The organism is Streptomyces sp. NPDC007872, from assembly GCF_042868165.1.
In the GTDB taxonomy this organism is placed as follows: domain Bacteria; phylum Actinomycetota; class Actinomycetes; order Streptomycetales; family Streptomycetaceae; genus Streptomyces.
In genome coordinates this window covers 105,094-130,790 of the sequence record NZ_JBIAEA010000002.1, presented here as the reverse complement: position 1 = coordinate 130,790, position 25,697 = coordinate 105,094, and the positions used below count along the sequence as shown (strand labels likewise).

The following is a 25,697-nucleotide window of genomic DNA, read 5'->3' as shown; positions in this document are numbered from 1 at the left end:
GCGGGCGGACATCCCCGTCCCGGCTTCGACGCCGTCAAACCCGTCAAAGATTGTTCTCTTGTGAACAGGGGCGCAGCATGGCGCGCAGGAACGATGAACTGGCCGCGGTGATCGCGGAGACGGGCTGGTCGCAACCGGCTTTGGCCGCCGCCGTGGTGCGCGTGGCGGCGGAGGTCGGGGCTGACGAACTCCTCACCGTCAAGCGCTCGCACATCGCCATGTGGATCTCCGGCACCCAACCCCGGGGGCGGGCGGGCGACATCCTGCGTGAAACCCTGTCGCGACGGCTGAAGCGCCCTGTGACACTCGCGGAGATCGGCCTCGCGGGGAAGATCCCGGACGTGGCCGCCGGTTCCGAGTGGGACACGGACACTCTGACGACTCTGGTCGATCTGGGGAGAGACAGCATGGACCGCGAACGCCGCCGACTCCTCGCCGGTGCCGCCTACTCCGTCGGAGGGCTCGTCCTTCCCGGAGAGCCGTGGTGGAACGAGGCCCCCGAGCGGGCGCGGTCCCGTGCGACGGGCCCGGGCCGCAGGGTCGGCGAGACCGAGGTGCGGGCCGTGCGTGAGATGACGGAGTTCTTCTCCCGGCGCGACCAGCGGCACGGAGGCGTCGACGGCCGGACCGCGCTCCACCAGTACATCGTCGACGACGTCGCCAGGTACGTCGGCGGGGTCTTCAGCAATGAGAAGGCGCGCCGCTCGCTGTACTCGGCCGCCGCCGAAGCGGTGTATGTGGCCGGGTGGATGGGTTTCGACGCCTCCCGACACGAGGCCGCCCGGCGCCACTTCACCCTCGCCCTCAAGCTGGCCGCCGAGGCCGACGACGCCCCCCTCGCCGGACACGTCCTGCGGGCGATGGCGCACCAGGCCATGGACCTCGGGCACACCAGGGCCGCGCTGGACCTCGCCACCGCCTCCGTCGAGCGCGAGAGGTACGCCCGCGCCGCTCCACGCGAAAGGGCTCTGATCGGGATCGTACGAGCGCGGGCCCTGGCCCTGGACGGTCGGCGGAGCAGTGCCGTCGCCGCGATCAGTCAGGCCGAGGCCGACCTCGATCGGGCCTCGTCGGGTGATGACGAGCCCAAGCGGGTCTGGTTCTTCCAGGAGGCGTCCCTCGCGCACGAGACGGCCCGCACCCTGTGGGCCCTGGGCGATCTCGACGGCGCCTTGCACCACTTCCGCGACAGCGTGCGCCGCCGCGAGACCGGTTCCTTCAGCAGGACCCACGCCGTCACCCTCGGGTACATGGGCACGGTCCAAGCCGGGCAGGGCAACGTCGACGCCGCCTGCCGCACGTGGTCCCGTGCCCTGGACGCCATGGACGGTGTCCAGTCCGGCAGGGCGCGGGAGGCGGCCGCCACCATGCGCACGGTCCTGTCGCCGTTCCGCCACCGTGGCATCCCCTCCGCCTCCGAAGTGGACGCACGGGCCCGGACCGTGCTCCAGCGAGTAATCTGACGCCGCCGACCAAGGAGGAAGGACCAGCCGTGGCAACAGAGTTCATCGAGGTCCCGGTCATTGCCGACGTCGTCGGAGGCCACGCCGGAAAGCTCGACGACTTCAAGGGCGGTGTGGAGTCGATCATCCGCCTGCGCCCGGAGTTCCCCGTCGAGACGCTGCGGGGCATCGAGGAGTTCTCCCACCTCCAGGTCACCTGGTTCTTCAACCTCGGCTCCCCGGACGACGTCGCCCTCCACGCGCGCAGTCCCCGCGACAATCCCGCCTGGCCGGCGACCGGGACCTTCGTGCACCACAACCACCGGCGCCCGGCCCGGCTCGCGACCTCTTTCCCGAGGCTGCTCAAGGTCGACGGGCTCGACCTGCACGTCACGGACCTCGACGCCGACGAGGGGACCCAGGTCGTCGACCTCGTGGCCGTGTTCCAGGAGATGCTGCCCCGTGGGCCCGTCTCCCAGCCGGCGTGGCCGGGCGAGATGCTGGCGGACTACTGGCGGGACGCCTCCGAGCGTTGAGGCGGGGTGAGTGCAGTCCTGCCCATGAACTGCTGTCGCCTCCAGCCGGGTGTCCACGGCCTTGTGCCGACCCGGGCGAGGTCCATCAACGTGGTCCTTGGAACGAGTTGCTGTGTGCGTAGCCCTTGGCGCCAGGATTTCTCAGAAAATGAGGGCTGCGTCCAAGTATTCCTGTACCGGCTCGAACAGCCCGTACGGCACGTATTCGGGGATCTCGTCATGAGCCACCCAGGCCAGTTCGGCCAATTCCTCGGTGTCCGCGACATGAGCCGTTCCGCCCAGTACCTCGCACGCGGTGTACGACATCAGTCGACCCGTCTCCGGGTGGACGCGCTCACCGAGCAGCTTCACGGCCGCCACGGTCAGCCCGGTCTCCTCCTGGGTCTCCCGCACGGCGGCGTCCTCGCGGGTCTCGCCACATTCGACCTTTCCGGCCGGGAACTGCCAGGAGAGCCGCCCCTCGCTGACCCGGCGGCGCACCATCAGCACACGCCCCTCGTTCACGACGATGGCAGCGGCAACGCCTGGGCGCTCGTGCGTGTTCTGGTTCGTCACGTCTGCTCCTCCAGGATGGCTGGGCAGATCGTATCGATGGACATGAAACGGGGCGCCGAGTTTCTGGAGACCCACATGACGTCGGGGAAAACCTGACGCCAAGAAGACGTGTGAGCGTCACGGTGTCGCCAAAAACTGCGGCAGAGTTTGAAGATCACCCATACAGGTGATCTTCACTCGGCGTGTCGAGTTGGACACCTTGTGCGCGATACGGTCGCACAAAACGGCCCCCGTCGACGGCTGCAACCATCGGCGAGGGCCTGAACCACCAGTGGACAGGACCCACAGTGATCTACCGCAACGTTATCGTGCCCTCCCGCGCCTTCGGCCAGTACTCGCACGAGATCATCCGGCACCCCCGCCTCAACTCCGACGCCGTGCGCCTTCTCACCTGGCAGCTCTCGCTTCCTCGGGGAGCCCGGGAATCGCTCTCCCGGACCGCCGAGCGTGCCCGGATCGGGTCCTGCGCCTTCGGGCGCGCCAAGCGGCAGCTCAAGGAAGAGGGGTTCGTGCACGAGCGGCGGGTCCAGGGTGCCGGTGGGCACTGGATCACCCAACAGCTCGTCTCCAGCGCCCCCTTGACCGCCGACGAGGCCGCCAAGATCCTCGCCCGGACCCCCCTTCCCGCCTGCGAGGACCAGATGTTCGCGCAGGTCGCGCCGAGTCCGCGGAATCGAGCCGTCGGTGTCCCGACCGCTGGTGCTCCGGAGGCCCCGTCGACCGGCGATCATCCAGAGGAAGAACCCGTAGGGGACACCTCCAACCTTCCGTCGGCGGCCGACGAACCGGTCGATGCACCTGGTGACGAGACCACACCCGTCGCCAGCCCCCGGCAGGAAGAGGCCCGCGCTCTCGTCGGCGCGCTGCCGCTCCTCTCCCCCGCCCTCCGGCACATCCCGCCCGGCATGCGCGACGAACTCGCCCGCCTCGCCGCGCGCTGGCTCGACGCCGGGCACACCTCCGCCGACGTCCACGAGCACGTCCTGCGCGGCCTCCCCGGTGCCGGGACGCCCGTACACCGGCCCGGCGGGCTCGTCCGGTACCTGCTGCGGGAGGTGCCGCCCCGCGCCCTGCCCCAGCTCGTGTCACCGCCGTCCGGACCCCAGCCGTCCGGGCCCCGGCTCTCCCCTCGGCTCGAAGGCGCGCGCGAGTGCTCCGGCGACCACGTCCAGCCGATGCTGTTCCGGCCCCTCGGGGACGAGACGCTGTGTGCCCCGTGCCTCTCCCGCATTTCTGACGCGCCCTCGCCCGACCGGGAAGCCCACGGCGGCTCCCGCGTTCCCATCGAACCGTGACCTCGCGCAGGGGCCCCGCCCGCACCTCGTAGGCTCGAAGGACGACCCGTCGACCCGAAAGGCCCCGCCATGCCCCGCATCCCCTCCCACCTCACCGCCGCCACCGGACTCGTCGGCGGGTACGCCGTCGCCCGGTGGACCAAGAAGCGGCCGCTCGGTGGGGCCGTGCTCGCCGTGGCCGGTGGGGTGGCGGCCCGGGAGTGGCAGCGGGTGGGCGGGGCGAAGGCGTCCGTGGGGCTGACGTCCGCCTACGTCGCCGCGTTCGCCGGGTCGCACCCGCTCGCGAAGAAGATCGGCGCCTGGCCCGCCGTCTTCTCCGTGGCCGGGGCCGTCGCCGCCGCCTCCTGGGCCGTCACCCGCGACAAGGACTGAGCCCGAGGGAACGGGGCCCGGGGCCCTGGTCCACCAGGACCCGAGCCCCGCACCGCCGAAAAGGGCCCTCAGCCCCCCAACCCGTGGCTCACCGTATAGATCAACAACCCCGCCAACGCCCCCACCACCGTCCCGTTGATCCGGATGAACTGCAGGTCGCGCCCGATGTTCGCCTCGATCTTCCGGGAGGTCTGGGTGGCGTCCCAGCTCGCGACCGTGTCCGTGATCAGGGACGTGATCTCGTCGCGGTAGGTGGTGACGACGTACGCCGCCGCGTCCTCCGCCCAGCCGTCGACCTTGGCCCGCAGGCGGGCGTCCGTCGAGAGGCGCCGGCCCAGGGAGATCAGGGAGGTGCGGGCGCGCAGGCGGAGCTGGCTGTGGTCGTCCTCGGCCGCCGCGATGATCAGGGCGCGGACCGACGACCACGCCGAGGCGATGATGTCCTGGACCTCCGGACGGGCGAGCAGGTCGGACTTCAGGCGCTCGACGCGGACCCGGGTGTCCGTGTCCGACTGGAGCTCGACCGCGAAGTCCGCCAGGAAGCGGTCGATCGCCCCGCGCGCCGGGTGCCCCGGCATGTCCCGCATCTCCGTGACGAAGCGGAGCAGTTCCTTGTAGACGCGCTCGCCGATCCGCTTGTCCACGAAGCGCGGGGTCCAGCCCGGCGCCCCGCCCTGGACCGCGTCCATCACCGAGTCCCCGTGGGTGACCAGCCAGTCGTGGGCCCGGGTGCAGATCAGGTCCACCGCCCGGCGGTGCGCCCCGTCGTCGACGACCTTCTCCAGCGTCTTGCCCAGGGGCGGCGCGATCTCCACCGCCTCCGCCCGCCGGGTGATCGCCTCCCCCACCACCGCCTGCACGTCCGCGTCCCGCAGCACCGTCAGCGCGCCCCGCAGGGCCGTGGAGAGCTCCGCCACCACCCGGTCGGCGTGCGCCGGGTCCGCCAGCCAGGCGCCCAGGCGGCCGCCGATGCCCAGGGCCGTCAGCCTGCCCCGTACGACGTCGGCGGAGAGGAAGTTCTCGCCGACGAAGACGCCGAGGGACGTGCCCAACTGGTCCTTCTTCTTCGGGATGATCGCCGTGTGCGGGATCGGCAGCCCCAGCGGGTGCCGGAAGAGGGCCGTCACCGCGAACCAGTCCGCGAGCGCGCCCACCATGCCCGCCTCCGCCGCCGCGGCCACGTACCCCGCCCAGGCTCCCGCCCCGGAGTTCCGCGCCCACGTCGCCAGCGCGTAGACCACCGCCACGAGGAGCAGCAGGGACGTCGCCAGCGCCTTCATGCGCCGGACGCCCCTGCTCTTCTCCTCGTCCGCGGCCGTGTACGAGAAACTCACCATGCGTCGACCTCCTACCTCAGGGACTCCCGGCGCTCCTCCCGAGTTCCCCCGTACATCTTCGCGATCACCGCCTCGATGTCCGGTTCCCGCACCGACAGGTCGACGAGCGGATGCGCGGCGGCCACCGCGGCGACCAGTGGGGCGGCCGAGTCCGTCGCCGGGAAGGCGAGCCACTGGCGGGGTCCCTCCGCCCGTACGAAGCGGGCCCCGGGCACCTCGATCGGGGGCAGCTCGCGCTCCAGGTCCACCACCAGGAGCCGTTCGCTCTCGCCGACGGCGTGCAGGCCGGACAGTTCGCCGTCGTACATCAGGCGCCCGTGGTCGATGACCATCACCCGGGAGCAGAGCTGCTCGATGTCGGTCAGGTCGTGGGTGGTCAGGAGGACCGTCGTGCCCCGCTCCTCGTTCAGGTCCCTCAGGAACTCCCGCACCTTCGCCTTCGACACCACGTCCAGGCCGATCGTCGGCTCGTCCAGGTACAGCACCTCCGGGTCGTGCAGCAGCGCCGCCGCGATGTCGCCGCGCATCCGCTGTCCCAGCGAGAGCTGCCGCACCGGCACGTCGAGCAGCTCCCCCAGGTCCAGGAGCTCCACGCAGCGGCCGAGATTCTCGCGGTAGCGGGCGTCGGGGATGCGGTACATGCGGTGCACCAGCGCGTACGAGTCCCTCAGCGGCAGGTCCCACCAGAGCGTGGTCCGCTGCCCGAAGACCACCCCTATCCGCCGGGCCAGGCGGGTGCGCTCGCGGGACGGGTCGATGCCCGCGACCCGCAGCCGGCCGCCGCTGGGGGTGAGGATGCCGGTCAGCATCTTGATGGTGGTCGACTTCCCGGCCCCGTTGGGGCCGATGTAGCCGACCATCTCGCCGCGCTCCACCACGAACGAGATCCCGTCGACCGCCCGGACGTCCCGTTTCTCGCGGCGGACCAGGCCCGCCCTGCGGCGGACCGTGAAGGTCTTCTCCACCCCGTCCAGATGGATGAAGGGTTCGGTGGACGACATCCCGGAGTCCTCAGCTTCCCGTCGATCGGTACGAGCGGATCCCCGCCCGCCAGGCGAGGCCCGCGACCCCGCAGCAGACGAGCGCCATCGGGGGCGACGCGAACGCCGCCCAGTCCGGCACCCCCGCCGGGGCCGGCCGGCCGAGCACGTACAGGGCGGGCAGCCAGCTCACGAACGCCAGCGGCACCACGTACACGACACCCCGCACCAGCTCCTGCGCGAAGATCGACGGCGGGTACTGGAGGAGGGTGTTCCCGCCGTACGTGAAGGAGTTCGTGACCTCGGCCGCGTCCTGGATCCAGAAGAGCGCGGACGCGCCGACCACCATCACCGCGCCGAAGATCACCGCCCCGCAGACCACCGTCACCGGCAGCAGCACGACCTTCACCGGCGTCCACGCCACGTCGAGCAGGACCAGGCTCCAGACCAGGACGAGCAGCGCCTGCGCGACCCGGCCGAAGCGGCGCAGCGCGAACCTGTCCGCCGCGACCTGCGCGAGCAGCGGCGCCGGGCGCATCAGGAAGGTGTCGAGCGAGCCGTCCCTGACCCGCTTCCCCATCCGCTGGAGCGAGCCCATCGTCAGGTCCGCGATCCCGAAGGCGGTGCCGGCCGTCCCGTACAGGAAGGCGACCTCCGCGAAGGAGAAGCCGCCGAGCCCCTTCACCCGGCCGAACATCAGGAGGATGACGACGAAGTCGAAGAAGGTGACGCAGAAGCTGTTGAAGAGGGTGAGGGCGAAGGAGAGGCGGTACGTCATCGTGGAGCGGATCCACATGGCCGCGACCATCCGGTAGGTGCGGAGGGAGTCGCCGAGGGCGCCGTCCGTACGGGACGGGTCGTCCCCCGTGCCCCCGGCGGACGTCGTGGTCGTCGTCTCAGCCACCCTGCACCACCACCTTCCGCGTCGCCAGCGCCTGCGCCGCCCGGCCCGCGCCGAGCAGCGCCAGGGCCCAGCAGCCCTGGAAGGCGTACGCCCCCGCCAGCTCCCGGCCCTCGTACCGTCCCAGGTAGACGTCGGCCGGGACCTGGAGGAGGGAGGCCCAGGGCAGCGTCCGGGCGACCTCGCCCAGGGCGCCCGGGAAGACGTTCAGCGGGAGCAGCATCCCCGAGAAGAACAGGCCGCCCAGCCAGGCCACCTGCATCACCCCCTGGCCGTCGAGCAGCCAGAAGGCGCTCATCGCCACCAGGTACCAGAGCGCGAAGCCGACCACCGAGCCCAGCGCCACCGCGAGCAGGAACGCCGCCCAGCCGGCCGGCCCGGACGGCAGCGTGAAGCCGAAGACGAGCGCGCCGATCACCATCGGGGCGACGCCCCGGCCCAGGAGCTGGAAGGCGGCCCGGCCCGCGTTGGCCGAGAACCACCAGGCCTGGAGGTCGGCGGGGCGGTAGAGGTCGACGGCGATGTCCCCGGTCCTGATCCGCTCGATCAGCTCCTCCTCGAAGCCGCCGCCCATCAGGCCGCAGACGGTGAGGAGGGCCTGCCCGATCCAGACGTAGGCGAGGGCGTCGTCCATGGAGTAGCCGCCGAGGTGCGGCCGTTCGTCCCAGAGGGCGACGTACGTGTAGGAGAGGACGAGGCCGAAGACGCTGTTGGTGAAGACGCCCGCCGCCGTCGCCACCCGGTAGGTGGCGTAGCGCCGGAACCCGCCCGCGGCCACCGTCGCGTACAGCCGCAGCATGGGGCTCCCTTTCCGGGAAGGGGTGGATGGAGGAGTGCGAGGGGTGCATGGAGGCGAAGCGCACGACCCTAGCGGGGGCGCGGTGTCCGTCGCGACCCGTTTTCACGTCACATTCGAGTCGCGTACGGGACTTTCCGGTCATACCGGGCACTATGGGATGCCATGTCCCCTTCCTCGTCCCCCTTCTCCGGCACGGGCCCCGGTACGGACTCCGGCATGGACCCCGGTACGAACTCCGTTACGGACTCCGGCACGGGCTCCGGCCCCGGCGCGAGCGACCCGGGCGGCACCCCCCGGACGTCCTGCCCGGGCTGGGAGCCGAGGGATCCCACCCTGCACCCGCCGCACCCGCCCGTCCGGGCGACGGCCCCCGAGCCCCGCCCGGGCCGCCGGGACCGCCGACGCCGCCGGGGCCCCTTCCGGCGCCTCCTCCGCTTCCTCGTCGGCACCCTGCTGCTCGGCGTCCTGCTCCTCGCCGGAGCCCTCGCCGCCGGCTACCTCCTGGTGGAGATCCCGCCCGCCAACGCCGCCGCCGTCGCCCAGTCCAACGTCTACCTCTACCGGGACGGCACCCCCCTCGCCCGCGATGGCGAGGTCAACCGCGAGAACGTCCGGCTCGACCGGATCCCTCTCTCCCTCCAGCAGGCCGTCCTCGCCGCCGAGGAGCGCGACTTCTCCACCTCGCGGGCCGTCGACCCCAAGGCGATGGTCCGCGCCGCCTGGAACACCGTCACCGGCAAGGGCCGCCAGTCCGGCTCCACCATCACCCAGCAGTACGTCAAGAACTACTACCTGGGCCAGGAGCAGACCCTCAGCCGCAAGGCGAAGGAGTTCTTCATCGCGATCCGGCTCGGCCGCGAGAAGGGCAAGCAGGAGATCCTCCAGGGCTACCTGAACACCAGCTACTTCGGGCGCAACGCCTACGGCGTGCAGGCCGCCGCCCGCGCCTACTACGGCAAGGACGTCGAGCAGCTCGACACCGCCGAGGGCGCGTACCTCGCCTCCCTGCTCAAGGCCCCCAGCGCCTACGACGTCACCACCCACCCCGAGAACCGCGACAAGGCCGTCGCCCGCTGGCACTACGTCCTGGACGGCATGGTCACCGAGGGGTGGCTGGACCGGGCCGGCCGCGCCGCCCTCCGCTTCCCCGACCCCCAGACCGCACGCCCCGTCACCGCCCTGTCCGGACAGCGCGGTTACGTCGTCCAGGCCGTCGAGGAGTACCTGACGAGCCACGGCGTCCTCGACGAGAAGACCCTCGCCGCCGGCGGCTTCCGCATCACCACCACCCTGGAGCCCGCCAAGCAGGAGGCCCTCGCCGAGGCCGTCGAGGACCGGGTCGTCTCCCGGCTCGACCCGGACCGCAACCCCGCCGACCGCTTCGTACGGGTCGGGGCGGCGGCCGTCGACCCGGCGAACGGCCAGGTCCTCGCCCTGTACGGCGGGATCGACTACACCCGCCAGTACGTCAACAACGCCACCCGCCGCGACTACCAGGTCGGCTCCACCTTCAAGCCCTTCGTCTTCACGGCGGCCGTGCAGAGCGGCGCCCAGACCCAGCAGGGCCGGCCCATCACCCCGTCCACGCTGTACGACGGGACCAACCGGCGCCCGGTGGAGGGCTGGAGCGGCAGCCCGTACGACCCCGCCAACGAGGACGACGCGAGCTACGGCGAGATCCCCGTCGGCACCGCCACCGACCTGTCGGTGAACGCCGTCTACGCCCAGATGGCCGTCGACGTCGGCCCCGCGCACGTCCGCCGGACCGCCATCGCCCTCGGCGTGCCCGGCTCCACCCCCGACCTCACCGCCTCCCCCTCCATCGCGCTCGGCGCGGCCACCGCCAGCGTCCTGGACATGGCCACCGCGTACGCCACGCTCGCCGCCCACGGCAGGCTCGGCACGTACACCCTGGTGGAGGGCGTCACCCGGGGCGGCGAGCAACTGGACCTGCCGGACCCGCGCCCCCGGCAGGCGGTGAGCCGCGAGGCCGCCGACACCACCACGTCGATCCTCAGGAGCGTCGTCGAGACGGGCACCGGGACGGCCGCGCAGACCGCCGGGCGCCCTGCGGCGGGCAAGACGGGCACGGCGGAGGACGACAAGGCCGCCTGGTTCGCGGGCTACACCCCGGAACTCGCCACGGTAGTCGCGCTGATGGGCCAGGACCCCGAGACCGGCCACCAGGAGCCGCTGTACGGCGCGCTCGGCGTGGAACGGGTCGCCGGGGGCGGGGCGCCCGCCGAGATCTGGGGACGGTTCACCCGCGAGGCCCTGGCGGAGACGCCCCCGAGCGACTTCGACCTCGACCTGATGCCGGGGGCCGAGGAACCGCCGCCCGCGACGCCGACACCGGACGGGACGGAAGGGGCGCGGGAGACGGAGAAGCCGGAGGAGTACGTGACCGGGGAGGCGGGCCCGGGAGCGGTCCCGGCGAGTCGGGGCGGCGCCCCGGACGCCCCCGGACCGGAGACCGGGCCCCGTACCGCCGAACGGGGCACGCCCACCCACCCGTCACCGGACGGTCAGTGACCCGTCAGTGACCCGAGGTCGCCTTCAGGCCCACCACGGCCACGAGCAGCAGGCAGACGAAGAAGATGCGGGCGGCGGTCGCCGGCTCCCCCAGGACCACCATGCCGAACACCGCCGCACCGGCCGCGCCGATGCCGACCCACACGCCGTACGCCGTACCGATCGGCAGCGTCCTGGCCGCCTGCGACAGCAGCAGCATGGAGGCGACGATCCCGGCGCCGGTGAACAGGCTCGGCCAGAGGCGCGTGAAGCCCTCGGTGTACTTCATCCCGATCGACCAGGCGACTTCCAGCAGACCGGCGACGACGAGAAGGATCCAGGCCATGACGGCACCTCCGTGAGACGGAACGACAGGGGTGCGTCGTCTTGTCGTCAACCCGGTACGGCGCGTCTCGTCGGGGTCCTTCCAGGCTAGCAAAGAAAGGACGGAGGCCCCGGTGACCATGGTCACCGGGGCCTCACGGGGTTCGCGCGCCCAGGGTCCGCGGACGGAGCCCGGCCTACAGATAGAGCCCGGTCGAGTCGGACGTCCCCTGGAACCGGTCCGCCGCCACCGCGTGCAGGTCGCGCTCGCGCATCAGCACGTACGCGACGCCCCGCACCTCGACCTCGGCGCGGTCCTCGGGGTCGTACAGGACCCGGTCGCCGGTCTCGACCGTGCGGACGTTCTGGCCGATCGCGACCACCTCGGCCCAGGCGAGGCGCCGGCCGACGGCGGCGGTCGCCGGGATCAGGATCCCGCCGCCGGAGCGCCGCTCCCCCTCCGGCGAGTCGGTACGGACCAGGACCCGGTCGTGGAGCATCCGGATGGGCAGCTTGTCGTGGGTGTTCTCGCTCACGGGGCGAACCTACCCGTCCGGGCGTGTCGCCCGTGCACGGGAGCCGCGCCCGCCGCCCACGACGACCGCGTCGGAAGCCGCACCGGCGGCGTCCGGAACCGTCACCCCTTGCCCTTGCGGCCGGCGAAGGCGATCAGCCCGACGACCGCGACGACCGCGAGCGCCGCCGGCACCACGCGCTCCAGACGGGGCGCGCCGTCCGCGTGGGTCAGGTGGGCCTTCACGTCCGAGACGACCCGGTTGACGGCGACGAAGGCGCGGCCGGCGGTCTGGTCGACCGTCGAGGCCACCTTCGCCTTCGCGTCCCCGATGATCGTCTTCGGGTGCACTCGAATGCCGATCTCGTCGAGAGTGACGGCGAGCTGCTCGCGCCGGCGGACGATGTCCGCCTCGATCTGCGCAGGGGTCCTGGCGTCCGACACCGCACTGCCTCCGTAGTCGTGATCGCCGTGATCGTCGTGATCCGGTCGTTGATGGACAGTCTGTCAGTTCCGCCGCCGAAGGGACGCCCCAGACCCCCATTAGGCTCTGGACGCGTACGCGAACGTTTCCCGAGGAGAGCCATGAGCGAGCGACTGCAGCCCGGCGACACCGCCCCCGCCTTCACCCTGCCCGACGCGGACGGCAACGAGGTCTCCCTCGCGGACCACCGGGGCCGCAAGGTCATCGTCTACTTCTACCCCGCCGCCCTCACCCCCGGCTGCACCAAGCAGGCCTGCGACTTCACCGACAACCTGGAGCTGCTCGCGGGCGCCGGGTACGACGTCATCGGCGTGTCGCCGGACAAGCCGGAGAAGCTGGCGAAGTTCCGCGAGAAGGAGGACCTGAAGGTCACCCTGGTCGGCGACCCGGAGAAGAAGGTCCTGGAGGCGTACGGCGCCTTCGGCGAGAAGAAGCTGTACGGCAAGACGGTGACGGGCGTGATCCGCTCCACCGTGGTCGTCGACGAGGAGGGGAAGGTCGAGCGCGCCCTCTACAACGTGAAGGCCACCGGCCACGTCGCCAAGATCATCCGGGACCTGGGCGTCGAGGCCTGACGCCCCCCGCATGTGACGGGGGTCGCACTCCGGGCGATCCCCGTTTGCGAGTGCCACGACCGCGCAGAAGAGCCTCTTGTGTGTGTTTCCCGCAGAGAGGACGGACGGTCATGCCGGCCCCCGACACTGACCACGCGGCCGACCCCGAGGCCCTGAGACGCCACCCCCGGCTCTTCAGGGCCGCCAGCCGGCGCAAGCGGCCCAGGCTGCGGCGGACCGACATCACGGTGACGGACGAGGCGGCGATCAAGCGGGCCGTGAAGGCGGCCTCGCTCGGCAACGCCATGGAGTGGTTCGACTTCGGCGTCTACGCCTACCTCGCCGCCACCCTCGGGCACGTCTTCTTCCCGTCCGGGAACGACACGGTCCAGCTCCTGTCGTCGTTCGCGACCTTCGCCGTGGCCTTCCTGGTCCGTCCGCTCGGCGGCATGTTCTTCGGCCCGATGGGCGACCGGCTCGGCCGCAAGAAGGTCCTCGCGCTGACCATGATCCTGATGGCGGCCGGCACCTTCGCGATCGGCCTGATCCCGTCGTACGCCTCCATCGGCTTCTGGGCCCCGGTGCTCCTGATCGCCTTCCGGATGCTCCAGGGCTTCTCGACGGGCGGTGAGTACGGCGGGGCCTCGACCTTCATAGCCGAGTACGCGCCGGACCGGCGGCGGGGCTACTTCGGCAGCTTCCTGGAGGTCGGCACCCTGGCGGGGTACGTCGGCGCGGCCGGCCTGGTGACGGCGCTCACCGCGTGGCTCGGCTCCGACGCGATGGAGGCGTGGGGCTGGCGCGTGCCGTTCCTGGTGGCGGGGCCGCTGGGCCTGGTCGGCCTCTACCTGCGGATGCGGCTCGACGAGACGCCGGCCTTCCAGCGCCTGGAGTCCGACGCGGCGCACCCGTCGGAGGCGGCGGACGCGGTGGAGACCACGGCCAAGGGCGACCTGTCGAAGATCTTCCGGCAGCAGTGGCCGATGCTGGTGCTGTGCGTCGCGCTGGTGGGCGCGTACAACATCGCGGACTACATGGTCCTCTCCTACATGCCGACGTACCTCTCGGACGAGCTCGGCTACGGCGAGACGCACGGCCTGCTGATCCTGCTCCTGGTGATGGTCCTCCTGATGCTGATCATCACGCGGGTGGGCAGGCTGAACGACCGCTTCGGCCGCAGGCCGGTCCTGATGGCGGGCATGCTGGGCTTCCTCTTCCTCTCCCTCCCGGCGTTCCTGCTGATCGGCCGGGGCGGGATCCCGGCGGTCACGGCGGGCATGCTAATGCTCGGCCTGTCCCTGGTCTGCATGCTCGGCACCATGTCGGCGGCGCTCCCGGCGCTCTTCCCGACGGACGTCCGCTACGGCTCCCTCTCGGTGGGCTACAACCTCTCCACGTCCCTCTTCGGCGGCACGACCCCCCTCGTGATCACGGCCCTGATCGGCGCGACCGGCAGCAACCTGGTGCCGGCGTACTACGCGATGGGCGCGGCCCTCGTCGGCGTCGTCGCCGTGGCCTGCATGAAGGAGACGGCCCGACAGCCCCTGGAGGGCTCGCCCCCGTCGGTGGAGACCCACGAGGAGGCGGCGCAGATGGTCATGGCCCGGGCCCCGGAGCCGAAGTTCTGACGCCCCGGTCACGGGCGCCCCGGCGACCACTACGATGGTCGCGCGAGCGGCCGTGGTGGAACTGGCAGTCACGCTGGGTTTAGGTCCCAGTGGGGTAACACCCGTGAGGGTTCGAGTCCCTCCGGCCGCACCGGAACGGCCTGCACGCCGAGTGATCGGCGTGCAGGCCGTTTTCCGTTCCGGGACTCAGCCCAGCAGCTCCCGTACCACCGGTACAAGCGCGCGGAACGCCTTGCCCCGGTGGCTGATCGCGTTCTTCTCGGACGGGGTCAGTTCCGCGCAGGTGACGTCGTGGCCCTCGGGCTGGAGGATCGGGTCGTAGCCGAAGCCGTTGGTGCCGGCGGGGGTGTGGCGGAGGGTGCCCGGCATGGTGCCTTCCACGACGCGTTCCGTGCCGTCGGGGAGGGCGAGGGCGGCGGCGCAGGCGAAGGAGGCGCCGCGGTGTTCGTCCGCGATGTCGGAGAGCTGGGCCAGGAGCAGGTCCAGGTTGGCGCGGTCGTCGCCGTGGGTGCCGGACCAGCGGGCGGAGAAGATGCCGGGGGCACCGTTGAGGACGTCGACGCAGAGGCCGGAGTCGTCGGCGACGGCGGGCAGGCCGGTGGCCTGCGCGAGGGCGTGGGCCTTGAGGAGGGCGTTCTCCGCGAAGGTGACGCCGGTCTCCTTGACGTCGGGCACCTCCGGGTACGCGTCCGCGCCGACGAGTTCGAGGTCGAGGCCCGCGTCGGCGAGGATCGCGTGGAGTTCGGTGATCTTGCCCGCGTTGCGGGTGGCGAGGATCAGACGGGTCATGCCGTCGATTATCCCGGGCCCGGTCAGCCCGGCGTGCAGACCTTCGTGACCTCGCCCGCCGCGTCCGTGATCGGGGTGATGTCCGGGGTGGTGTCGCCGTTCTTCACCGCCGCGCGGACGGAGTCGACGCCCTTGGTGAGGTCGTCGACGGCCTTGGAGAGGTCCGCGTCGTCGGTGGTGTTCTTGAGGTTGCCCAGCTCGGTGGAGATCGAGGTCAGGGCCTCCTCGATCTGCGTCGGGTCGTTCGAGGCGCTGGAGACGGCCTGCTGGAGGTTGCTCACCGAGGTGGCTATCGCGTCGGCGGTCCTGACGCAGTCCAGGGCGGTGTCGAGGGCCGAGCAGCCGCTCAGGACGGTGGTGAGCGTGGCGGCCGTGGCCACGGCGAGTGCGAGGCGGCGCTTCAAGGTGGGTCCTCCCCCTGTACTTCACGACGGTCGTGCGGGCGCACGGATCGTGTCCGTGCGCCCGTTGTCCGTCAGGACGCCGTGGCGCCCCGGAGGGTTCCTCGGGGGTTCCTCAGAGGGTTCCCTCGAGGGCCTCGCGCTGGATCCGGGCCAGGTCGGCGCAGCCGCCGGAGGCCAGGTCGAGGAGGGCGTTGAGCTCCTTGCGGTCGAAGGGCTCGGCCTCGGCGGTGCCCTGGACCTCGACGAAGCGGCCGTCGCCGGTGCAGACGACGTTCATGTCGGTGTCGGCGCGGACGTCCTCCTCGTAGCGGAGGTCGAGGAGGGGGACGCCGTCGACGATGCCGACGGAGACGGCGGCGACGGTGCCGGTGAGGGGCTTGCGGCCGGCCTTCACGAGCTTCTTGGACTGGGCCCAGGCGACGGCGTCGGCGAGGGCGACGTACGCGCCGGTGATGGCGGCGGTGCGGGTGCCGCCGTCGGCCTGGAGGACGTCGCAGTCGAGGACGATCGTGTTCTCGCCGAGCGCCTTGTAGTCGATGACGGCGCGCAGGGAGCGGCCGATCAGGCGGGAGATCTCGTGGGTGCGGCCGCCGATCTTGCCGCGGACGGACTCGCGGTCGCCGCGGGTGTTGGTGGAGCGGGGCAGCATCGAGTACTCCCCGGTGACCCAGCCCTCGCCGCTGCCCTTGCGCCAGCGCGGGACGCCCTCGGTGACGGAGGCGGTGCAGAAGACCTTGGTGTCGCCGAAGGAGATGAGGACGGAGCCCTCGGCGTGCTTGCTCCATCCGCGTTCGATGGTGACGGGGCGGAGCTGTTCGGGGGTACGGCCGTCGATACGAGACATGGGAGGAGCGTATCGGGATACGGCGAAGGGCCCGTTCCCCTGCCGGAACGGGCCCTTCCGATGCGAGTCGGTCACTCGCACCGGGTCCTCACATCATGTCCTCGATGTCCGCGGCGATCGGGTCCGCGTCGGTGCCGATGACGACCTGGATGGCGGTGCCCATCTTCACGACGCCGTGGGCGCCGGCGGCCTTCAGGGCGGCCTCGTCGACGAGGGCGGGGTCCACGACCTCGGTGCGCAGGCGGGTGATGCAGCCCTCGACCTCTTCGATGTTCTCGATGCCGCCGAGCCCGGCGACGATCTTCTCAGCCTTGGTGGCCATGTGTTTCTCCCTGTCCGTTCCGTTCGCGAGGACGCGAATGTCGGCGCACCTGCGGTCCGCTTTGACACGGTAACCCACGGTTGGCCCAACTTCGCGAGCGAGTGCCGCCGTTCTGCCGAATGATGACGATCACCGGCGGCCTGTCCTCAGCGGGCTCCCGGAGCCTACCGCAACTGGTCTACACCACCGTGCAACGAGACGCGCACCCGGCTTGTTCCGGGCAGGGAGGACGCCCATGAGTAGCGACAGCGCCGCGGCCGCGCCGAAGAAGTCCTGGGGCAGCGGTCTCTTCCAGGGCCTCCAGAAGATGGGCCGCAGCCTCCAGCTCCCCATCGCCGTGCTGCCGGCCGCCGGCATCATCAACCGGCTCGGGCAGCCGGACGTCTTCGGCGCCAAAGGTCTCGGCTGGGACAACGTCGCCAAGGTGATGGCGGGTGCGGGCGGCGCGCTGCTCGACGGCGGCCTCGGTCTGCCGCTGCTGTTCTGCATCGGCGTCGCGATCGGCATGGCGAAGAAGGCGGACGGTTCGACGGCGCTGGCGGCGGTGGTCGGCTTCCTCGTCTACTACACGGTGCTCCGGCAGTTCCCGAAGGACTGCCCGGAGGGGACGCGGGACATCAGCGGCGGCTGCCTGGGCGCGGACGACTCCTTCGCCGAGTACACGTACCAGAATCCCGGCGTCTTCGGCGGCATCGTCATGGGTCTGCTCACCGCGTACCTGTGGCAGCGCTACCACCGGACGAAGCTGGTCGACTGGCTGGGGTTCTTCAACGGCCGCCGTCTCGTCCCGATCATCATGACGTTCGTGGCGATCGCGTTCGCCGCGCTCTGCCTGTGGATCTGGCCGCCGATCGGCGACGCCCTGGAGAGCTTCAGCGACTGGCTGGTCGGGCTGGGCGCGTGGGGTTCGGGCATCTTCGGCGTGGCGAACCGGGCGCTGCTCGTCATCGGCCTCCACCAGTTCCTCAACGTGCCGATCTGGTTCCAGTTCGGCACGTACGAGAAGCCGGGCGGCGGGGTGGTCCACGGTGACATCCCCATGTTCCTGGCGGGCGACCCGGACGCCGGCCAGTTCCTGACGGGCTTCTTCCCGATCATGATGTTCGCGCTGCCGGCGGCGGCGCTCGCGATCACGCACTGCGCCCGGCCGCACCGGCGCAAGGAGGTCGGCGGTCTGATGCTGTCGGTGGCGCTGACCTCGTTCGTCACCGGCATCACCGAGCCGCTGGAGTACTCGTTCCTCTTCATCGCCCCGGTCCTCTACGCGATCCACGCCGTGCTCACGGGCGTCTCGATGGCGGTGACCTGGGCGTTCGGGGTGAAGGACGGCTTCAGCTTCTCGGCCGGTCTGATCGACTACGTGATCAACTGGAACCTGGCGACGAAGCCGTGGCTGATCATCCCGATCGGTCTGGCCTTCGCGGTCGTGTACTACGTGGTCTTCCGGTTCGCGATCACCAAGTTCGACCTCCCGACGCCCGGCCGCGAGCCGGAGGAGGTGGAGGCGGAGATGGAGCGGGACAACGTGAAGTGAGCCCTCGGTAGCGCCGCCGCGCCTCCCGCGGCGGGGCCCGCCCCAGGCCCCCGGACCTCGTGGTCCGGGGGCCTTTCCGCGTCCGCTACGGAGCGTGTCCGAGCGGGTGAGAATTCACAGGTTCCTTATCTAAGTCGCGCGTGCTAAAACTGGTCTACACCACTCATTGGTGTAGACCACGCGGTCCAGACCACCGCGTTCCACGAGACGCCGCCGTCACCCCCTTTGACTTCTCTGGCGGCGCCTTGCCTTACTGGAGGAAGTTGATGAGTACGGCCACCGCCCCGGCCGCCGCTCCCGCCAAGAAGCGCGGATCCGGCCTGTTCCAGGGCCTGCAGAAGGTCGGTCGCAGCCTGCAGCTGCCGATCGCCGTACTGCCGGCCGCGGGTATCCTGCTCCGTCTGGGCCAGGACGACGTCTTCGGCAAGGACGGCCTCGGCTGGGACAAGGTCGCGAAGGTCTTCGCCACCGCCGGCGACGCGGTCTTCGCCAACCTGCCCCTGCTGTTCTGCGTCGGCATCGCCATCGGCTTCGCCAAGAAGGCCGACGGCTCCACCGCCCTCGCCGCCCTGGTCGGCTTCCTGGTCTACAAGAACGTGCTGACCGCGTTCCCCGTGACCGAGGGCGTCGTCAACACCACCGAGAACAACGGTGTCGACGTCGCCGCCACCTACAACGACCCCAAGGTCCTCGGCGGCATCGTCATGGGCCTGCTGGCGGCCGTCATATGGCAGCGGTACCACCGCACCAAGCTGGTCGACTGGCTCGGCTTCTTCAACGGCCGCCGCCTCGTCCCGATCATCATGGCCTTCGTCGGCACCGTCATGGGTGTCTTCTTCGGCCTGGTCTGGGAGCCCATCGGCAACGTCATCACCGACTTCGGCGAGTGGATGACCGGCCTGGGCGCCGTCGGCGCGGGCATCTTCGGCGTCGTCAACCGCGGTCTGCTCCCGATCGGCATGCACCAGTTCGTCAACACCGTCGCCTGGCAGGAGATCGGCTCCTACAAGGACTCGGCCGGTGCCGTCTGGCACGGCGACCTGCCGCGCTTCTTCCACGGTGACCCGACCGCCGGTCAGTTCATGTCCGGCTTCTTCCCGATCATGATGTTCGCCCTCCCGGCCGCCGCGCTCGCCATCACGCACTGCGCCCGCCCGGAGCGCCGCAAGGTCGTCGGCGGCATGATGGTCTCCCTCGCGCTGACCTCCTTCGTCACCGGCATCACCGAGCCGATCGAGTTCGCGTTCATGTTCATCGCCCCGGTGCTCTACGTGATCCACGCGATCCTGACCGCCGTCGCCATGGCCGTCACCTGGGCCCTGGGCGTGCACCACGGCTTCAGCTTCTCGGCCGGCGCGATCGACTACTTCCTGAACTGGGGTCTCGCGACCAAGCCGTGGATGATCATCCCGATCGGCCTCGTCTTCGCGGCGGTCTACTACGTGGTCTTCCGCTTCGCGATCACCAAGTTCAACCTCCCGACGCCGGGCCGCGAGTCCGACGAGGAGCTCGCCGAGCTCCAGAAGGCCGAGGCGAAGTAAGCCGTACGGCAGCACGGCGGAAGGCCCCGGAACCGTCCAGGTTCCGGGGCCTTCTCGTGTCTGTGCGCGGACCCGTGTCCGTGCGGACCGTCCTCAGACCTCGTACACCGCGCCCGATCTCGCCAGCTCCGACGGTCCCGCGTACACCTCGCGTGCGTCCGCCAGGTTCCGCTCGCCGTCCGTCCACGGCGGGATGTGGGTGAGGACCAGGCGGCCGACCCCGGCGCGGGCCGCCTGGGCGCCGGCCTCGCGGCCGTTGAGGTGGAGGTCCGGTACGTCCTCCTTGCCGTGGGTGAAGGAGGCCTCGCAGAGGAAGAGGTCGGTGCCCTCGGCCAGCTCGTGCAGCGCCTCGCAGGTGCCGGTGTCCCCGGAGTACGTGAGCGAGCGGCCGCCGTGCTCGACCCGGATGCCGTACGCCTCGACCGGATGGCACACCTTCTCCGTACGGACGGAGAACGGGCCGAGCTCGAAGGCGCCCGACTTCAGCGTGTGGAAGTCGAAGACCTCGCCCATCGCGGTGGGCGACGGCGTGTCCGCGTACGCCGTGGTCAGCCGCTGCTCGGCGCCCTCCGGGGCGAAGACGGGGATCGCGTCGCAGCGCCCGCCCTCGTGCCGGTAGTAGCGGGCGACGAAGTAGCCGCACATGTCGATGCAGTGGTCGGCGTGCAGGTGGCTGAGGAAGATCGCGTCGAGGTCGTACAGACCGATGTGGCGCTGCAACTCGCCCAGGGCGCCGTTGCCCATGTCGAGGAGCAGCCGGAAGCCGTCGGCCTCGACGAGGTAGCTCGAACAGGCCGAGTCCGCGGACGGGAACGACCCCGAGCAGCCGACGACGGTGAGCTTCATGGAGCGTGAACCTCCGTGGACGGGTGCGGGAATGCGCAGGGGAGGGGAGGCTGTGCGGTCTGTCGAGCGTAAGGCGCGCCGGGGCCCGTCGCTCCTTCGTGGTGGCCGGTTGTGGGCGAACTCACGGGCTCTGTCACCGGTTCGGATGGATGCCGCCCCGCCACGGCGGAGGCAACCGCGCACCGGTACCGTCGTGCGGTATGGACACGTCGTGGTGGCCCGCGCTGGTCGGGGTCGTGGTGCTCGCGCTGGTGGTGGCGGTCGTCGACGGGCGCAAGCGGTCGCCGCGCCGTCCCCCCTCCCGCCGCCCCTCGGGGCGGACCCGGCCGCCGGCCCGGCCCGCGGAACCGCGCAAGGGGCGGGGGCCCAAGGCCCGGGAGATCTGGTGGGCGGACGTGCCCTTCGAGGACGGGCCCGGGTCCAAGGACCGGCCCTGTCTGGTGCTCGCGGTGCGCGGGAGCGATGCGCTCGTCGCCAAGATCACCAGCAAGCACCACGAGGAGCGGCCCGGGGTGATCGCGCTGCCGGCGGGGACGGTGGGCGACGCGCGGGGGCGGGCGAGCTTCCTGGAGACGGACGAGCTGCGGGACGTGCCGGTGGCGGACTTCCGGCGGAGGGTGGGAGAGGTGGACCCGGCCCTGTGGGACCGGGTCCGTCATCTCGCGCGCTGAGACCCCCGGGGAGGCTCAGGCCCAGAGCTGGCCCTGGACCGTCTCGATGGCCTCTTCGGTCGTCGCGGCCGTGTAGAGGCCGGTCGACAGGTACTTCCAGCCGCCGTCGGCGACGACGAAGGCGATGTCGGCGCTCTCCCCCGCCTTGACGGCCTTGTTGCCGACGCCGATGGCCGCGTGCAGGGCCGCGCCGGTGGAGACGCCCGCGAAGATGCCCTCCTGCTGGAGGAGTTCGCGGGTGCGGGTGACCGCGTCGGCGGAGCCGACGGAGAAGCGGGTGGTGAGGACGGAGGCGTCGTACAGCTCCGGTACGAAGCCCTCGTCGAGGTTGCGCAGGCCGTAGACGAGGTCGTCGTAGCGCGGCTCGGCGGCGACGATCTTCACGTCGGGCTTGTGCTCGCGCAGGTAGCGGCCGACGCCCATGAGGGTGCCGGTGGTGCCGAGCCCGGCCACGAAGTGGGTGATCGAGGGCAGGTCGGCGAGGATCTCGGGGCCCGTGCCGGCGTAGTGCGCGCCGGCGTTGTCCGGGTTGCCGTACTGGTAGAGCATCACCCAGGACGGGTTCTCGGCGGCCAGCTCCTTGGCGACGCGCACCGCCGTGTTGGAGCCGCCCGCCGCCGGGGACGGGACGATCTCCGCGCCCCACATGGTCAGCAGTTGGCGCCGCTCCTCGCTGGTGTTCTCGGGCATGACGCAGACGATGCGGTAGCCCTTGAGCCTGGCGGCCATGGCGAGGGAGATGCCGGTGTTGCCGCTGGTCGGCTCCAGGATGGTGCAGCCGGGGGTGAGCCGGCCGTCCTTCTCCGCCTGCTCGATCATGTGGAGCGCGGGGCGGTCCTTGACCGAGCCGGTGGGGTTGCGGTCCTCCAGCTTCGCCCAGATCCGGACGTCGTCCGAGGGCGAGAGCCGGGGGAGGCGGACCAGGGGCGTGTTGCCGACCGCCGCCAGCGGGGAGTCGTAGCGCATGTGGATCAGACCATGCCGCCGGCCACGGCCGGCAGGATCGTGACGCTGTCGCCGTCGGAGAGCTTGGTGTCGATGCCGTCGAGGAAGCGCACGTCCTCGTCGTTCAGGTAGACGTTGACGAAGCGGCGGAGCTTGTCGCCGTCGACGATGCGGGCCTCGATCCCGGTGTGGCGGGTCTCCAGGTCGGCGAAGAGCTCGGCGAGGGTCCCACCGTTGCCCTCGACGGCCTTGGCGCCGTCGGTGTAGGTGCGGAGGATGGTCGGGATGCGGACCTCGATGGCCATGGCGTGGGCTCCTGTCGGAAGTGGCGTGATGGGCGCGCTGCTGGGGCCCCGCGCGGAGGGGTCGTACGGTGAGGGGCGCCCGGCCGGTCGCCGCCGGTCGCTTCAGAGCGCGGCGCGGGCCGGGCGCGTCGCTGTTCCGCTCGTACAGATCGCGCTGGCGAGGCGGCCCAGGTCGACGTGCAGGCGTGCCGCTCCGCCTCCGAAGGCTCCCATGAAAAGAGCGGAGGCGGAGTGAGCGCCAGCGAACGCAGCGAGCATGACGGCGCTCGGAGTCTCTTCGCTCACGTCGTGGGAAACCATGGGCACATCGTATCGATTCCCGGTCCGGGTTCCGGAATGTGATCTCACATGGTGGATGGTTGCTGACCGCCTGCCGGACCGTGCAGGTAGACGACGGTCGGCGTGCCCGTTCCGGGGTGCGGGACGACCTCCGCGGCCACGCCGTAGACCGCGTCGAGGAGGGCCGGGGTGAGGACCTCGGCGGGGGTGCCGCCGGTGACGACCCGGCCGCGCTCCAGGACGTAGATCCGGTCGCAGTACGCCCCCGCCAGGTTGAGGTCGTGCAGGGCGAGCAGGTTGGTGGTGCCCAGGGTGCGGACGAGCGCGAGGACGTCGAGCTGGTGGCGGATGTCCAGGTGGTTGGTGGGCTCGTCGAGGACGAGCAGGGCCGGGTCCTGGACGAGGGCGCGGGCGACCAGGGCGCGCTGGCGCTCGCCGCCGGAGAGCGTGGGGTACGGGCGGTCGGCGAAGCCGGTGAGGCCGACGCGGGCGAGGGCGGCGTCGGCGTGCTCGCGGTCGGGGGCGGTGTCGCCCTCCCAGAAGCGCTTGTGCGGGGAGCGGCCGAGGGCGACCAGTTCGCGGACGGTGAGCTCGAAGTCGGTGCCGGTGTCCTGGGGGACGGTGGCGACGCGGCGGGCGCGGGCCTTGGGGCCGAGGGCGCGCAGGTCGTCGCCGTCGAGGAGGGCGCGTCCCGCGGTGGGGGCGAGGGTGCCGTAGACGCAGCGCAGGAGGGTGGTCTTGCCGCTGCCGTTGGGGCCGATGAGACCGACGGTCTCGCCGGGGCGGACGGTGAGGTCGACCGGGCGGAGGCGGTCCTCGTACGCGAGTCCCTCCAGGCGCAGTTCGGTCACAGGGGCGCTCCTTCGGGGCGGCGGCGCATCAGCCAGAGGAAGAACGGGCCGCCGATGAGGGCGGTGAGGACGCCGACGGGGAGGTCCTGGGGGGCGGTGACGGTCCGGGCGCCGAGGTCGGCGAGGACCAGGGCGACCGCGCCGCCGAGCGCGGCGACGGGAAGCAGGCGGCGGTGCGGGGCGCCGACGGCGAGCCGGGCGGCGTGCGGGGCCATGAGGCCGACGAAGCCGACGGCTCCGCTCGCGGCGACCATGACGGCGGTGACGAGGGAGACGAGGACGAAGACGGCGGCGCGGAAGCGGGCGGTGTCCAGGCCGAGGACGGTGGCGTCCTCCTCGCCGACGAGGAGCAGGTCGAGCGGGCGGGCGAGGGTGAGCAGGACGCCGAGGCCGAGGAGCAGGACGGCGGCGGGCAGGACGAGGGTGTCCCAGCGGGCGCTGCCGAGGCCGCCGAGGGACCAGTACAGCGCCTCGCGGAAGTGCTCGGGGCGGCCGGCGGCGGCCAGGATGAGGGTGGTGAGGGCGGACAGGACGTAGGAGACCGCGACGCCGGCGAGGACGAGCCGGGGGCCGGTCATGGTGCCGCCGCGCCGGGCGAGTCCGTAGACGAGGACGAGGGCGACCAGGGCGCCGGCGAAGGCCCCGGCGGGCAGGGCGAGGGTGGTGGTGATCCCTCCCCCGACGCCGACGACGAGGACGAGGACGGCTCCGGCGGAGGCGCCGGAGGAGATCCCGAGGAGGAAGGGGTCGGCGAGCCGGTTGCGGACGAGGGCCTGGAGGACGGCGCCGACGACGGCGAGCCCGGCGCCGACGACGACGCCGAGCAGGATCCGGGGCAGCCGTACGTCGAGGACGATCGTCCGGTACGGGGAGGGCCCGGCCCGCCCGGTCAGGGCGTCGATCACCTGACCGGGCGGGATCCGGACGGAGCCGAGGGCGAGGGAGGCGAGGACGGCGGCGGCCAGGGCGAGCAGGAGCCCGGCGACGACGGCCGGGAGGGGCAGCCGCCCGGCGGGGGGCCGGGAGCGCGGGACCCGCACCGGGAGGGCCCGCTTTCCGACGGTGCCGTCGTCCCTGTCGCCGGGTGCGCGGGTCCCCGTGCTCATCGGTCGGCGGCCGGGTGGAGCTGGGCGGCCAGCTTGGTGACGGCGTCGGGGACGCGGACGCCGAGGACCGTGTCGGAGAGGGGCATCACGGCGAACCGGCGGTTCCTGATCGCGGGGACGTCCTTGAGGGCCGGGTCGTCGAGGAGCCGCTTCTTCTTCTGCTCGACGGTGGTGGAGCCGTAGTCGTAGATGACGACGACCTCGGGCCTGCGGGCGACGACCTGCTCCCAGGTGGCGTCGCCGAAGGCCTTGTCGAGGTCGGAGAAGACGTTCCGGCCGCCGGCGCGGGTGATCAGCTCGTTGCCGATGCCCTTGCCGCCCGCGGTGAAGGCGGTCTTGTCGCCGCTGTCGTAGACGAAGACGGAGACGGGCGCGACGCCCTTGAGGCGCTTCTCGTCGGCGGCGACGGTGGCGCGGGCCCCGGCGATCCACTTCTCGGCGCGGTCGGGGACGCCGAAGGTGCGGCCGACCTCGGTCACCTCCCGGTAGAGGTCGTCGACGGAGGTCCTGCCGGAGGGGCAGTACTCGGTGTTGAGGCGGGTGGAGATGCCCGCCTTCTCGAGGTCGTCGCGGCCGCTGCCGTTCTTGGCGTCGAAGGCGGAGGCGTAACCGCCGTAGACGAAGTCGGGGTTCGCCGCGAGCAGGGCCTCCTTGGAGGGGTACTCCTCGGCGAGCACGGGGACGGAGTCGTACGCCTTCTCGTAGGCGGGCAGGACCGCGTCGTCGAGGTAGGCGGTGCCGACGAGGGACTTCTCCAGGCCGAGGGCGAGCATGATCTCGGTGACGTGCTGGTTCATGGTGACCGCGCGCTTCGGCGGGGCCTGGAAGGTGCTCCGCACACCGCAGTTGGTGACGGTGTACGGGAATCCGGGGGCGGCCTTCGCCGCGGGGGCCCGCTCCGCGGGGGCCGAGCAGCCGGCGAGCAGGGGGACGAGGGCGGCTGCGGGCAGCAGGACGCGGCGGGGCCAGGACATGGCGGTGTGCCTCCTCCGGGGATTTCCACGTCCCCGTTCGGTGGTGGGAGGCGG

General features: G+C 71.6%; 29 protein-coding genes, 1 tRNA gene and 1 riboswitch. Of the genes, 11 read left to right on the top strand and 19 right to left on the bottom strand.

What is annotated here, in order from left to right:
- Positions 1–77: 77 nt before the first annotated feature.
- Both ACFYNX_RS05830 and ACFYNX_RS05825 read left to right on the top strand, forming a co-directional pair.
- Positions 78–1,463 carry a Tat pathway signal protein gene (locus ACFYNX_RS05830; protein ID WP_388658090.1) on the top strand — a complete coding sequence of 462 codons (1,386 nt, stop codon included), beginning with the start codon at positions 78–80 and terminating at the stop codon, positions 1,461–1,463.
- A gap of 29 nt (positions 1,464–1,492) precedes the next feature.
- Entirely contained in the window at positions 1,493–1,978 is a 486-nt protein-coding gene (locus ACFYNX_RS05825; protein ID WP_388658087.1) for a TrmO family methyltransferase, read from the top strand.
- A gap of 141 nt (positions 1,979–2,119) precedes the next feature.
- Here the strand turns inward: ACFYNX_RS05825 and ACFYNX_RS05820 are convergent, their stop codons facing one another.
- Entirely contained in the window at positions 2,120–2,533 is a 414-nt protein-coding gene (locus ACFYNX_RS05820; protein ID WP_388658084.1) for an NUDIX hydrolase, read from the bottom strand.
- A 287-nt stretch (positions 2,534–2,820) separates the two neighbouring features.
- Between ACFYNX_RS05820 and ACFYNX_RS05815 the strand changes: the two genes are divergently transcribed.
- The gene (locus ACFYNX_RS05815; RefSeq protein ID WP_388658081.1) at positions 2,821–3,828 is read left to right on the top strand and encodes a hypothetical protein; all 1,008 of its coding nucleotides are present in this window, start codon (positions 2,821–2,823) and stop codon (positions 3,826–3,828) included.
- Between the two features lie 69 nt (positions 3,829–3,897).
- Positions 3,898–4,200, top strand: coding sequence for a hypothetical protein (locus tag ACFYNX_RS05810; RefSeq protein ID WP_388658078.1), 303 nt, complete (start codon positions 3,898–3,900; stop codon positions 4,198–4,200).
- Positions 4,201–4,268: 68 nt separating this feature from the next.
- Here ACFYNX_RS05810 and ACFYNX_RS05805 read toward each other — a convergent pair whose 3' ends face one another.
- Genes ACFYNX_RS05805 through ACFYNX_RS05790 form a run of 4 tightly spaced genes read right to left on the bottom strand, consistent with a single transcriptional unit; the run spans position 4,269 to position 8,214 of the window.
- The gene (locus ACFYNX_RS05805) at positions 4,269–5,537 is read right to left on the bottom strand and encodes a DUF445 domain-containing protein (RefSeq protein WP_388658075.1); all 1,269 of its coding nucleotides are present in this window, start codon (positions 5,535–5,537) and stop codon (positions 4,269–4,271) included.
- Positions 5,538–5,548: 11 nt separating this feature from the next.
- Positions 5,549–6,538 (bottom strand): ATP-binding cassette domain-containing protein, encoded by a 990-nt coding sequence (locus tag ACFYNX_RS05800; RefSeq protein WP_388658072.1) that lies wholly within the window; start codon positions 6,536–6,538, stop codon positions 5,549–5,551.
- 10 nt (positions 6,539–6,548) lie between these two features.
- Complete coding sequence (locus tag ACFYNX_RS05795; RefSeq protein ID WP_388658069.1) at positions 6,549–7,421, bottom strand: ABC transporter permease; 873 nt, start codon at positions 7,419–7,421, stop codon at positions 6,549–6,551.
- Positions 7,414–8,214 (bottom strand): ABC-2 family transporter protein, encoded by an 801-nt coding sequence (locus ACFYNX_RS05790; RefSeq protein ID WP_365539011.1) that lies wholly within the window; start codon positions 8,212–8,214, stop codon positions 7,414–7,416. The genes ACFYNX_RS05795 and ACFYNX_RS05790 overlap by 8 nt, the downstream gene beginning before the upstream one ends.
- 165 nt (positions 8,215–8,379) lie before the next feature.
- Between ACFYNX_RS05790 and ACFYNX_RS05785 the strand changes: the two genes are divergently transcribed.
- Entirely contained in the window at positions 8,380–10,749 is a 2,370-nt protein-coding gene (locus ACFYNX_RS05785; protein WP_388658067.1) for a transglycosylase domain-containing protein, read from the top strand.
- Between the two features lie 4 nt (positions 10,750–10,753).
- Here the strand turns inward: ACFYNX_RS05785 and ACFYNX_RS05780 are convergent, their stop codons facing one another.
- The 3 genes from ACFYNX_RS05780 to ACFYNX_RS05770 all read right to left on the bottom strand — a co-directional run bounded on the left by ACFYNX_RS05780 (position 10,754) and on the right by ACFYNX_RS05770 (position 12,010).
- Positions 10,754–11,074, bottom strand: a complete 321-nt coding sequence (locus ACFYNX_RS05780) for a DMT family transporter (RefSeq protein ID WP_388658064.1) — start codon at positions 11,072–11,074, stop codon at positions 10,754–10,756.
- A gap of 30 nt (positions 11,075–11,104) precedes the next feature.
- Positions 11,105–11,178: riboswitch (guanidine-III (ykkC-III) riboswitch) on the bottom strand.
- Positions 11,179–11,249: 71 nt separating this feature from the next.
- A complete protein-coding gene (locus ACFYNX_RS05775) occupies positions 11,250–11,588 on the bottom strand; it encodes a co-chaperone GroES (protein WP_030210124.1) in 339 nt (112 codons plus the stop codon).
- Between the two features lie 101 nt (positions 11,589–11,689).
- Positions 11,690–12,010 (bottom strand): DUF3618 domain-containing protein, encoded by a 321-nt coding sequence (locus ACFYNX_RS05770; protein WP_125661495.1) that lies wholly within the window; start codon positions 12,008–12,010, stop codon positions 11,690–11,692.
- A 141-nt stretch (positions 12,011–12,151) separates the two neighbouring features.
- Here ACFYNX_RS05770 and bcp point away from each other — a divergent pair, with 141 nt between their 5' ends.
- From bcp to ACFYNX_RS05755, 3 genes are all read left to right on the top strand, one after another.
- Positions 12,152–12,625, top strand: a complete 474-nt coding sequence (bcp, locus tag ACFYNX_RS05765) for a thioredoxin-dependent thiol peroxidase (RefSeq protein WP_121829874.1) — start codon at positions 12,152–12,154, stop codon at positions 12,623–12,625.
- 110 nt (positions 12,626–12,735) lie between these two features.
- Positions 12,736–14,232: an MFS transporter gene (locus ACFYNX_RS05760; RefSeq protein ID WP_365538737.1), complete on the top strand. Its 1,497-nt coding sequence runs from the start codon at positions 12,736–12,738 to the stop codon at positions 14,230–14,232.
- A gap of 46 nt (positions 14,233–14,278) precedes the next feature.
- Positions 14,279–14,362, top strand: a tRNA-Leu gene (locus ACFYNX_RS05755).
- Between the two features lie 56 nt (positions 14,363–14,418).
- On the opposite strand, the gene rdgB is transcribed toward ACFYNX_RS05755, so the two are convergent.
- From rdgB to ACFYNX_RS05735, 4 genes are all read right to left on the bottom strand, one after another.
- Positions 14,419–15,021, bottom strand: a complete 603-nt coding sequence (rdgB, locus tag ACFYNX_RS05750; RefSeq protein ID WP_125661501.1) for an RdgB/HAM1 family non-canonical purine NTP pyrophosphatase — start codon at positions 15,019–15,021, stop codon at positions 14,419–14,421.
- Between the two features lie 23 nt (positions 15,022–15,044).
- Positions 15,045–15,425: a hypothetical protein gene (locus ACFYNX_RS05745; RefSeq protein WP_388658058.1), complete on the bottom strand. Its 381-nt coding sequence runs from the start codon at positions 15,423–15,425 to the stop codon at positions 15,045–15,047.
- Positions 15,426–15,537: 112 nt separating this feature from the next.
- The gene (rph, locus tag ACFYNX_RS05740; protein WP_365538745.1) at positions 15,538–16,269 is read right to left on the bottom strand and encodes a ribonuclease PH; all 732 of its coding nucleotides are present in this window, start codon (positions 16,267–16,269) and stop codon (positions 15,538–15,540) included.
- A gap of 88 nt (positions 16,270–16,357) precedes the next feature.
- Positions 16,358–16,591 (bottom strand): glucose PTS transporter subunit EIIB, encoded by a 234-nt coding sequence (locus tag ACFYNX_RS05735; RefSeq protein ID WP_030210103.1) that lies wholly within the window; start codon positions 16,589–16,591, stop codon positions 16,358–16,360.
- Positions 16,592–16,826: 235 nt separating this feature from the next.
- Here ACFYNX_RS05735 and ACFYNX_RS05730 point away from each other — a divergent pair, with 235 nt between their 5' ends.
- Positions 16,827–18,125, top strand: a complete 1,299-nt coding sequence (locus ACFYNX_RS05730) for a PTS transporter subunit EIIC (protein ID WP_388658053.1) — start codon at positions 16,827–16,829, stop codon at positions 18,123–18,125.
- Positions 18,126–18,391: 266 nt separating this feature from the next.
- Positions 18,392–19,666 carry a PTS transporter subunit EIIC gene (locus tag ACFYNX_RS05725; protein ID WP_125661514.1) on the top strand — a complete coding sequence of 425 codons (1,275 nt, stop codon included), beginning with the start codon at positions 18,392–18,394 and terminating at the stop codon, positions 19,664–19,666.
- 93 nt (positions 19,667–19,759) lie between these two features.
- On the opposite strand, the gene ACFYNX_RS05720 is transcribed toward ACFYNX_RS05725, so the two are convergent.
- Positions 19,760–20,512 carry an MBL fold metallo-hydrolase gene (locus ACFYNX_RS05720; protein WP_125661517.1) on the bottom strand — a complete coding sequence of 251 codons (753 nt, stop codon included), beginning with the start codon at positions 20,510–20,512 and terminating at the stop codon, positions 19,760–19,762.
- A 200-nt stretch (positions 20,513–20,712) separates the two neighbouring features.
- On the opposite strand from ACFYNX_RS05720, the gene ACFYNX_RS05715 reads away from it, so the two are divergent.
- Complete coding sequence (locus ACFYNX_RS05715; protein ID WP_388658049.1) at positions 20,713–21,183, top strand: type II toxin-antitoxin system PemK/MazF family toxin; 471 nt, start codon at positions 20,713–20,715, stop codon at positions 21,181–21,183.
- A gap of 15 nt (positions 21,184–21,198) precedes the next feature.
- On the opposite strand, the gene ACFYNX_RS05710 is transcribed toward ACFYNX_RS05715, so the two are convergent.
- The 6 genes from ACFYNX_RS05710 to ACFYNX_RS05685 form a co-directional block, all read right to left on the bottom strand.
- A complete protein-coding gene (locus tag ACFYNX_RS05710) occupies positions 21,199–22,149 on the bottom strand; it encodes a PLP-dependent cysteine synthase family protein (RefSeq protein WP_125661523.1) in 951 nt (316 codons plus the stop codon).
- A gap of 5 nt (positions 22,150–22,154) precedes the next feature.
- Entirely contained in the window at positions 22,155–22,433 is a 279-nt protein-coding gene (locus ACFYNX_RS05705; RefSeq protein WP_125661526.1) for a MoaD/ThiS family protein, read from the bottom strand.
- Positions 22,434–22,535: 102 nt separating this feature from the next.
- Positions 22,536–22,646, bottom strand: coding sequence for a putative leader peptide (locus tag ACFYNX_RS05700; protein WP_312847595.1), 111 nt, complete (start codon positions 22,644–22,646; stop codon positions 22,536–22,538).
- Between the two features lie 131 nt (positions 22,647–22,777).
- Positions 22,778–23,563 carry an ABC transporter ATP-binding protein gene (locus tag ACFYNX_RS05695; protein WP_388658045.1) on the bottom strand — a complete coding sequence of 262 codons (786 nt, stop codon included), beginning with the start codon at positions 23,561–23,563 and terminating at the stop codon, positions 22,778–22,780.
- Positions 23,560–24,669 (bottom strand): FecCD family ABC transporter permease, encoded by a 1,110-nt coding sequence (locus ACFYNX_RS05690; protein WP_388658042.1) that lies wholly within the window; start codon positions 24,667–24,669, stop codon positions 23,560–23,562. Before ACFYNX_RS05690 ends, ACFYNX_RS05695 begins: the two co-directional genes overlap by 4 nt.
- Entirely contained in the window at positions 24,666–25,643 is a 978-nt protein-coding gene (locus ACFYNX_RS05685; protein ID WP_388658039.1) for an ABC transporter substrate-binding protein, read from the bottom strand. The genes ACFYNX_RS05690 and ACFYNX_RS05685 overlap by 4 nt, the downstream gene beginning before the upstream one ends.
- Between the last annotated feature and the right edge of the window lie 54 nt (positions 25,644–25,697).

Bases quoted from the DNA above. Each gene is read 5' to 3' on its own strand.
- ACFYNX_RS05730 (WP_388658053.1), top strand. From the start codon at position 16,827: ATGAGTAGCGACAGCGCCGCGGCCGCGCCGAAGAAGTCCTGGGGCAGC.
- ACFYNX_RS05705 (WP_125661526.1), bottom strand. From the start codon at position 22,433: ATGGCCATCGAGGTCCGCATCCCGACCATCCTCCGCACCTACACCGAC.
- ACFYNX_RS05805 (WP_388658075.1), bottom strand. From the start codon at position 5,537: ATGGTGAGTTTCTCGTACACGGCCGCGGACGAGGAGAAGAGCAGGGGC.
- ACFYNX_RS05785 (WP_388658067.1), top strand. From the start codon at position 8,380: ATGTCCCCTTCCTCGTCCCCCTTCTCCGGCACGGGCCCCGGTACGGAC.
- ACFYNX_RS05720 (WP_125661517.1), bottom strand. From the start codon at position 20,512: ATGAAGCTCACCGTCGTCGGCTGCTCGGGGTCGTTCCCGTCCGCGGAC.
- ACFYNX_RS05735 (WP_030210103.1), bottom strand. From the start codon at position 16,591: ATGGCCACCAAGGCTGAGAAGATCGTCGCCGGGCTCGGCGGCATCGAG.
- ACFYNX_RS05690 (WP_388658042.1), bottom strand. From the start codon at position 24,669: ATGAGCACGGGGACCCGCGCACCCGGCGACAGGGACGACGGCACCGTC.
- ACFYNX_RS05800 (WP_388658072.1), bottom strand. From the start codon at position 6,538: ATGTCGTCCACCGAACCCTTCATCCATCTGGACGGGGTGGAGAAGACC.
- rph (WP_365538745.1), bottom strand. From the start codon at position 16,269: ATGTCTCGTATCGACGGCCGTACCCCCGAACAGCTCCGCCCCGTCACC.
- ACFYNX_RS05685 (WP_388658039.1), bottom strand. From the start codon at position 25,643: ATGTCCTGGCCCCGCCGCGTCCTGCTGCCCGCAGCCGCCCTCGTCCCC.
- bcp (WP_121829874.1), top strand. From the start codon at position 12,152: ATGAGCGAGCGACTGCAGCCCGGCGACACCGCCCCCGCCTTCACCCTG.
- ACFYNX_RS05725 (WP_125661514.1), top strand. From the start codon at position 18,392: ATGAGTACGGCCACCGCCCCGGCCGCCGCTCCCGCCAAGAAGCGCGGA.
- ACFYNX_RS05715 (WP_388658049.1), top strand. From the start codon at position 20,713: ATGGACACGTCGTGGTGGCCCGCGCTGGTCGGGGTCGTGGTGCTCGCG.
- rdgB (WP_125661501.1), bottom strand. From the start codon at position 15,021: ATGACCCGTCTGATCCTCGCCACCCGCAACGCGGGCAAGATCACCGAA.
- ACFYNX_RS05760 (WP_365538737.1), top strand. From the start codon at position 12,736: ATGCCGGCCCCCGACACTGACCACGCGGCCGACCCCGAGGCCCTGAGA.
- ACFYNX_RS05700 (WP_312847595.1), bottom strand. From the start codon at position 22,646: ATGGGAGCCTTCGGAGGCGGAGCGGCACGCCTGCACGTCGACCTGGGC.
- ACFYNX_RS05710 (WP_125661523.1), bottom strand. From the start codon at position 22,149: ATGCGCTACGACTCCCCGCTGGCGGCGGTCGGCAACACGCCCCTGGTC.
- ACFYNX_RS05810 (WP_388658078.1), top strand. From the start codon at position 3,898: ATGCCCCGCATCCCCTCCCACCTCACCGCCGCCACCGGACTCGTCGGC.
- ACFYNX_RS05780 (WP_388658064.1), bottom strand. From the start codon at position 11,074: ATGGCCTGGATCCTTCTCGTCGTCGCCGGTCTGCTGGAAGTCGCCTGG.
- ACFYNX_RS05830 (WP_388658090.1), top strand. From the start codon at position 78: ATGGCGCGCAGGAACGATGAACTGGCCGCGGTGATCGCGGAGACGGGC.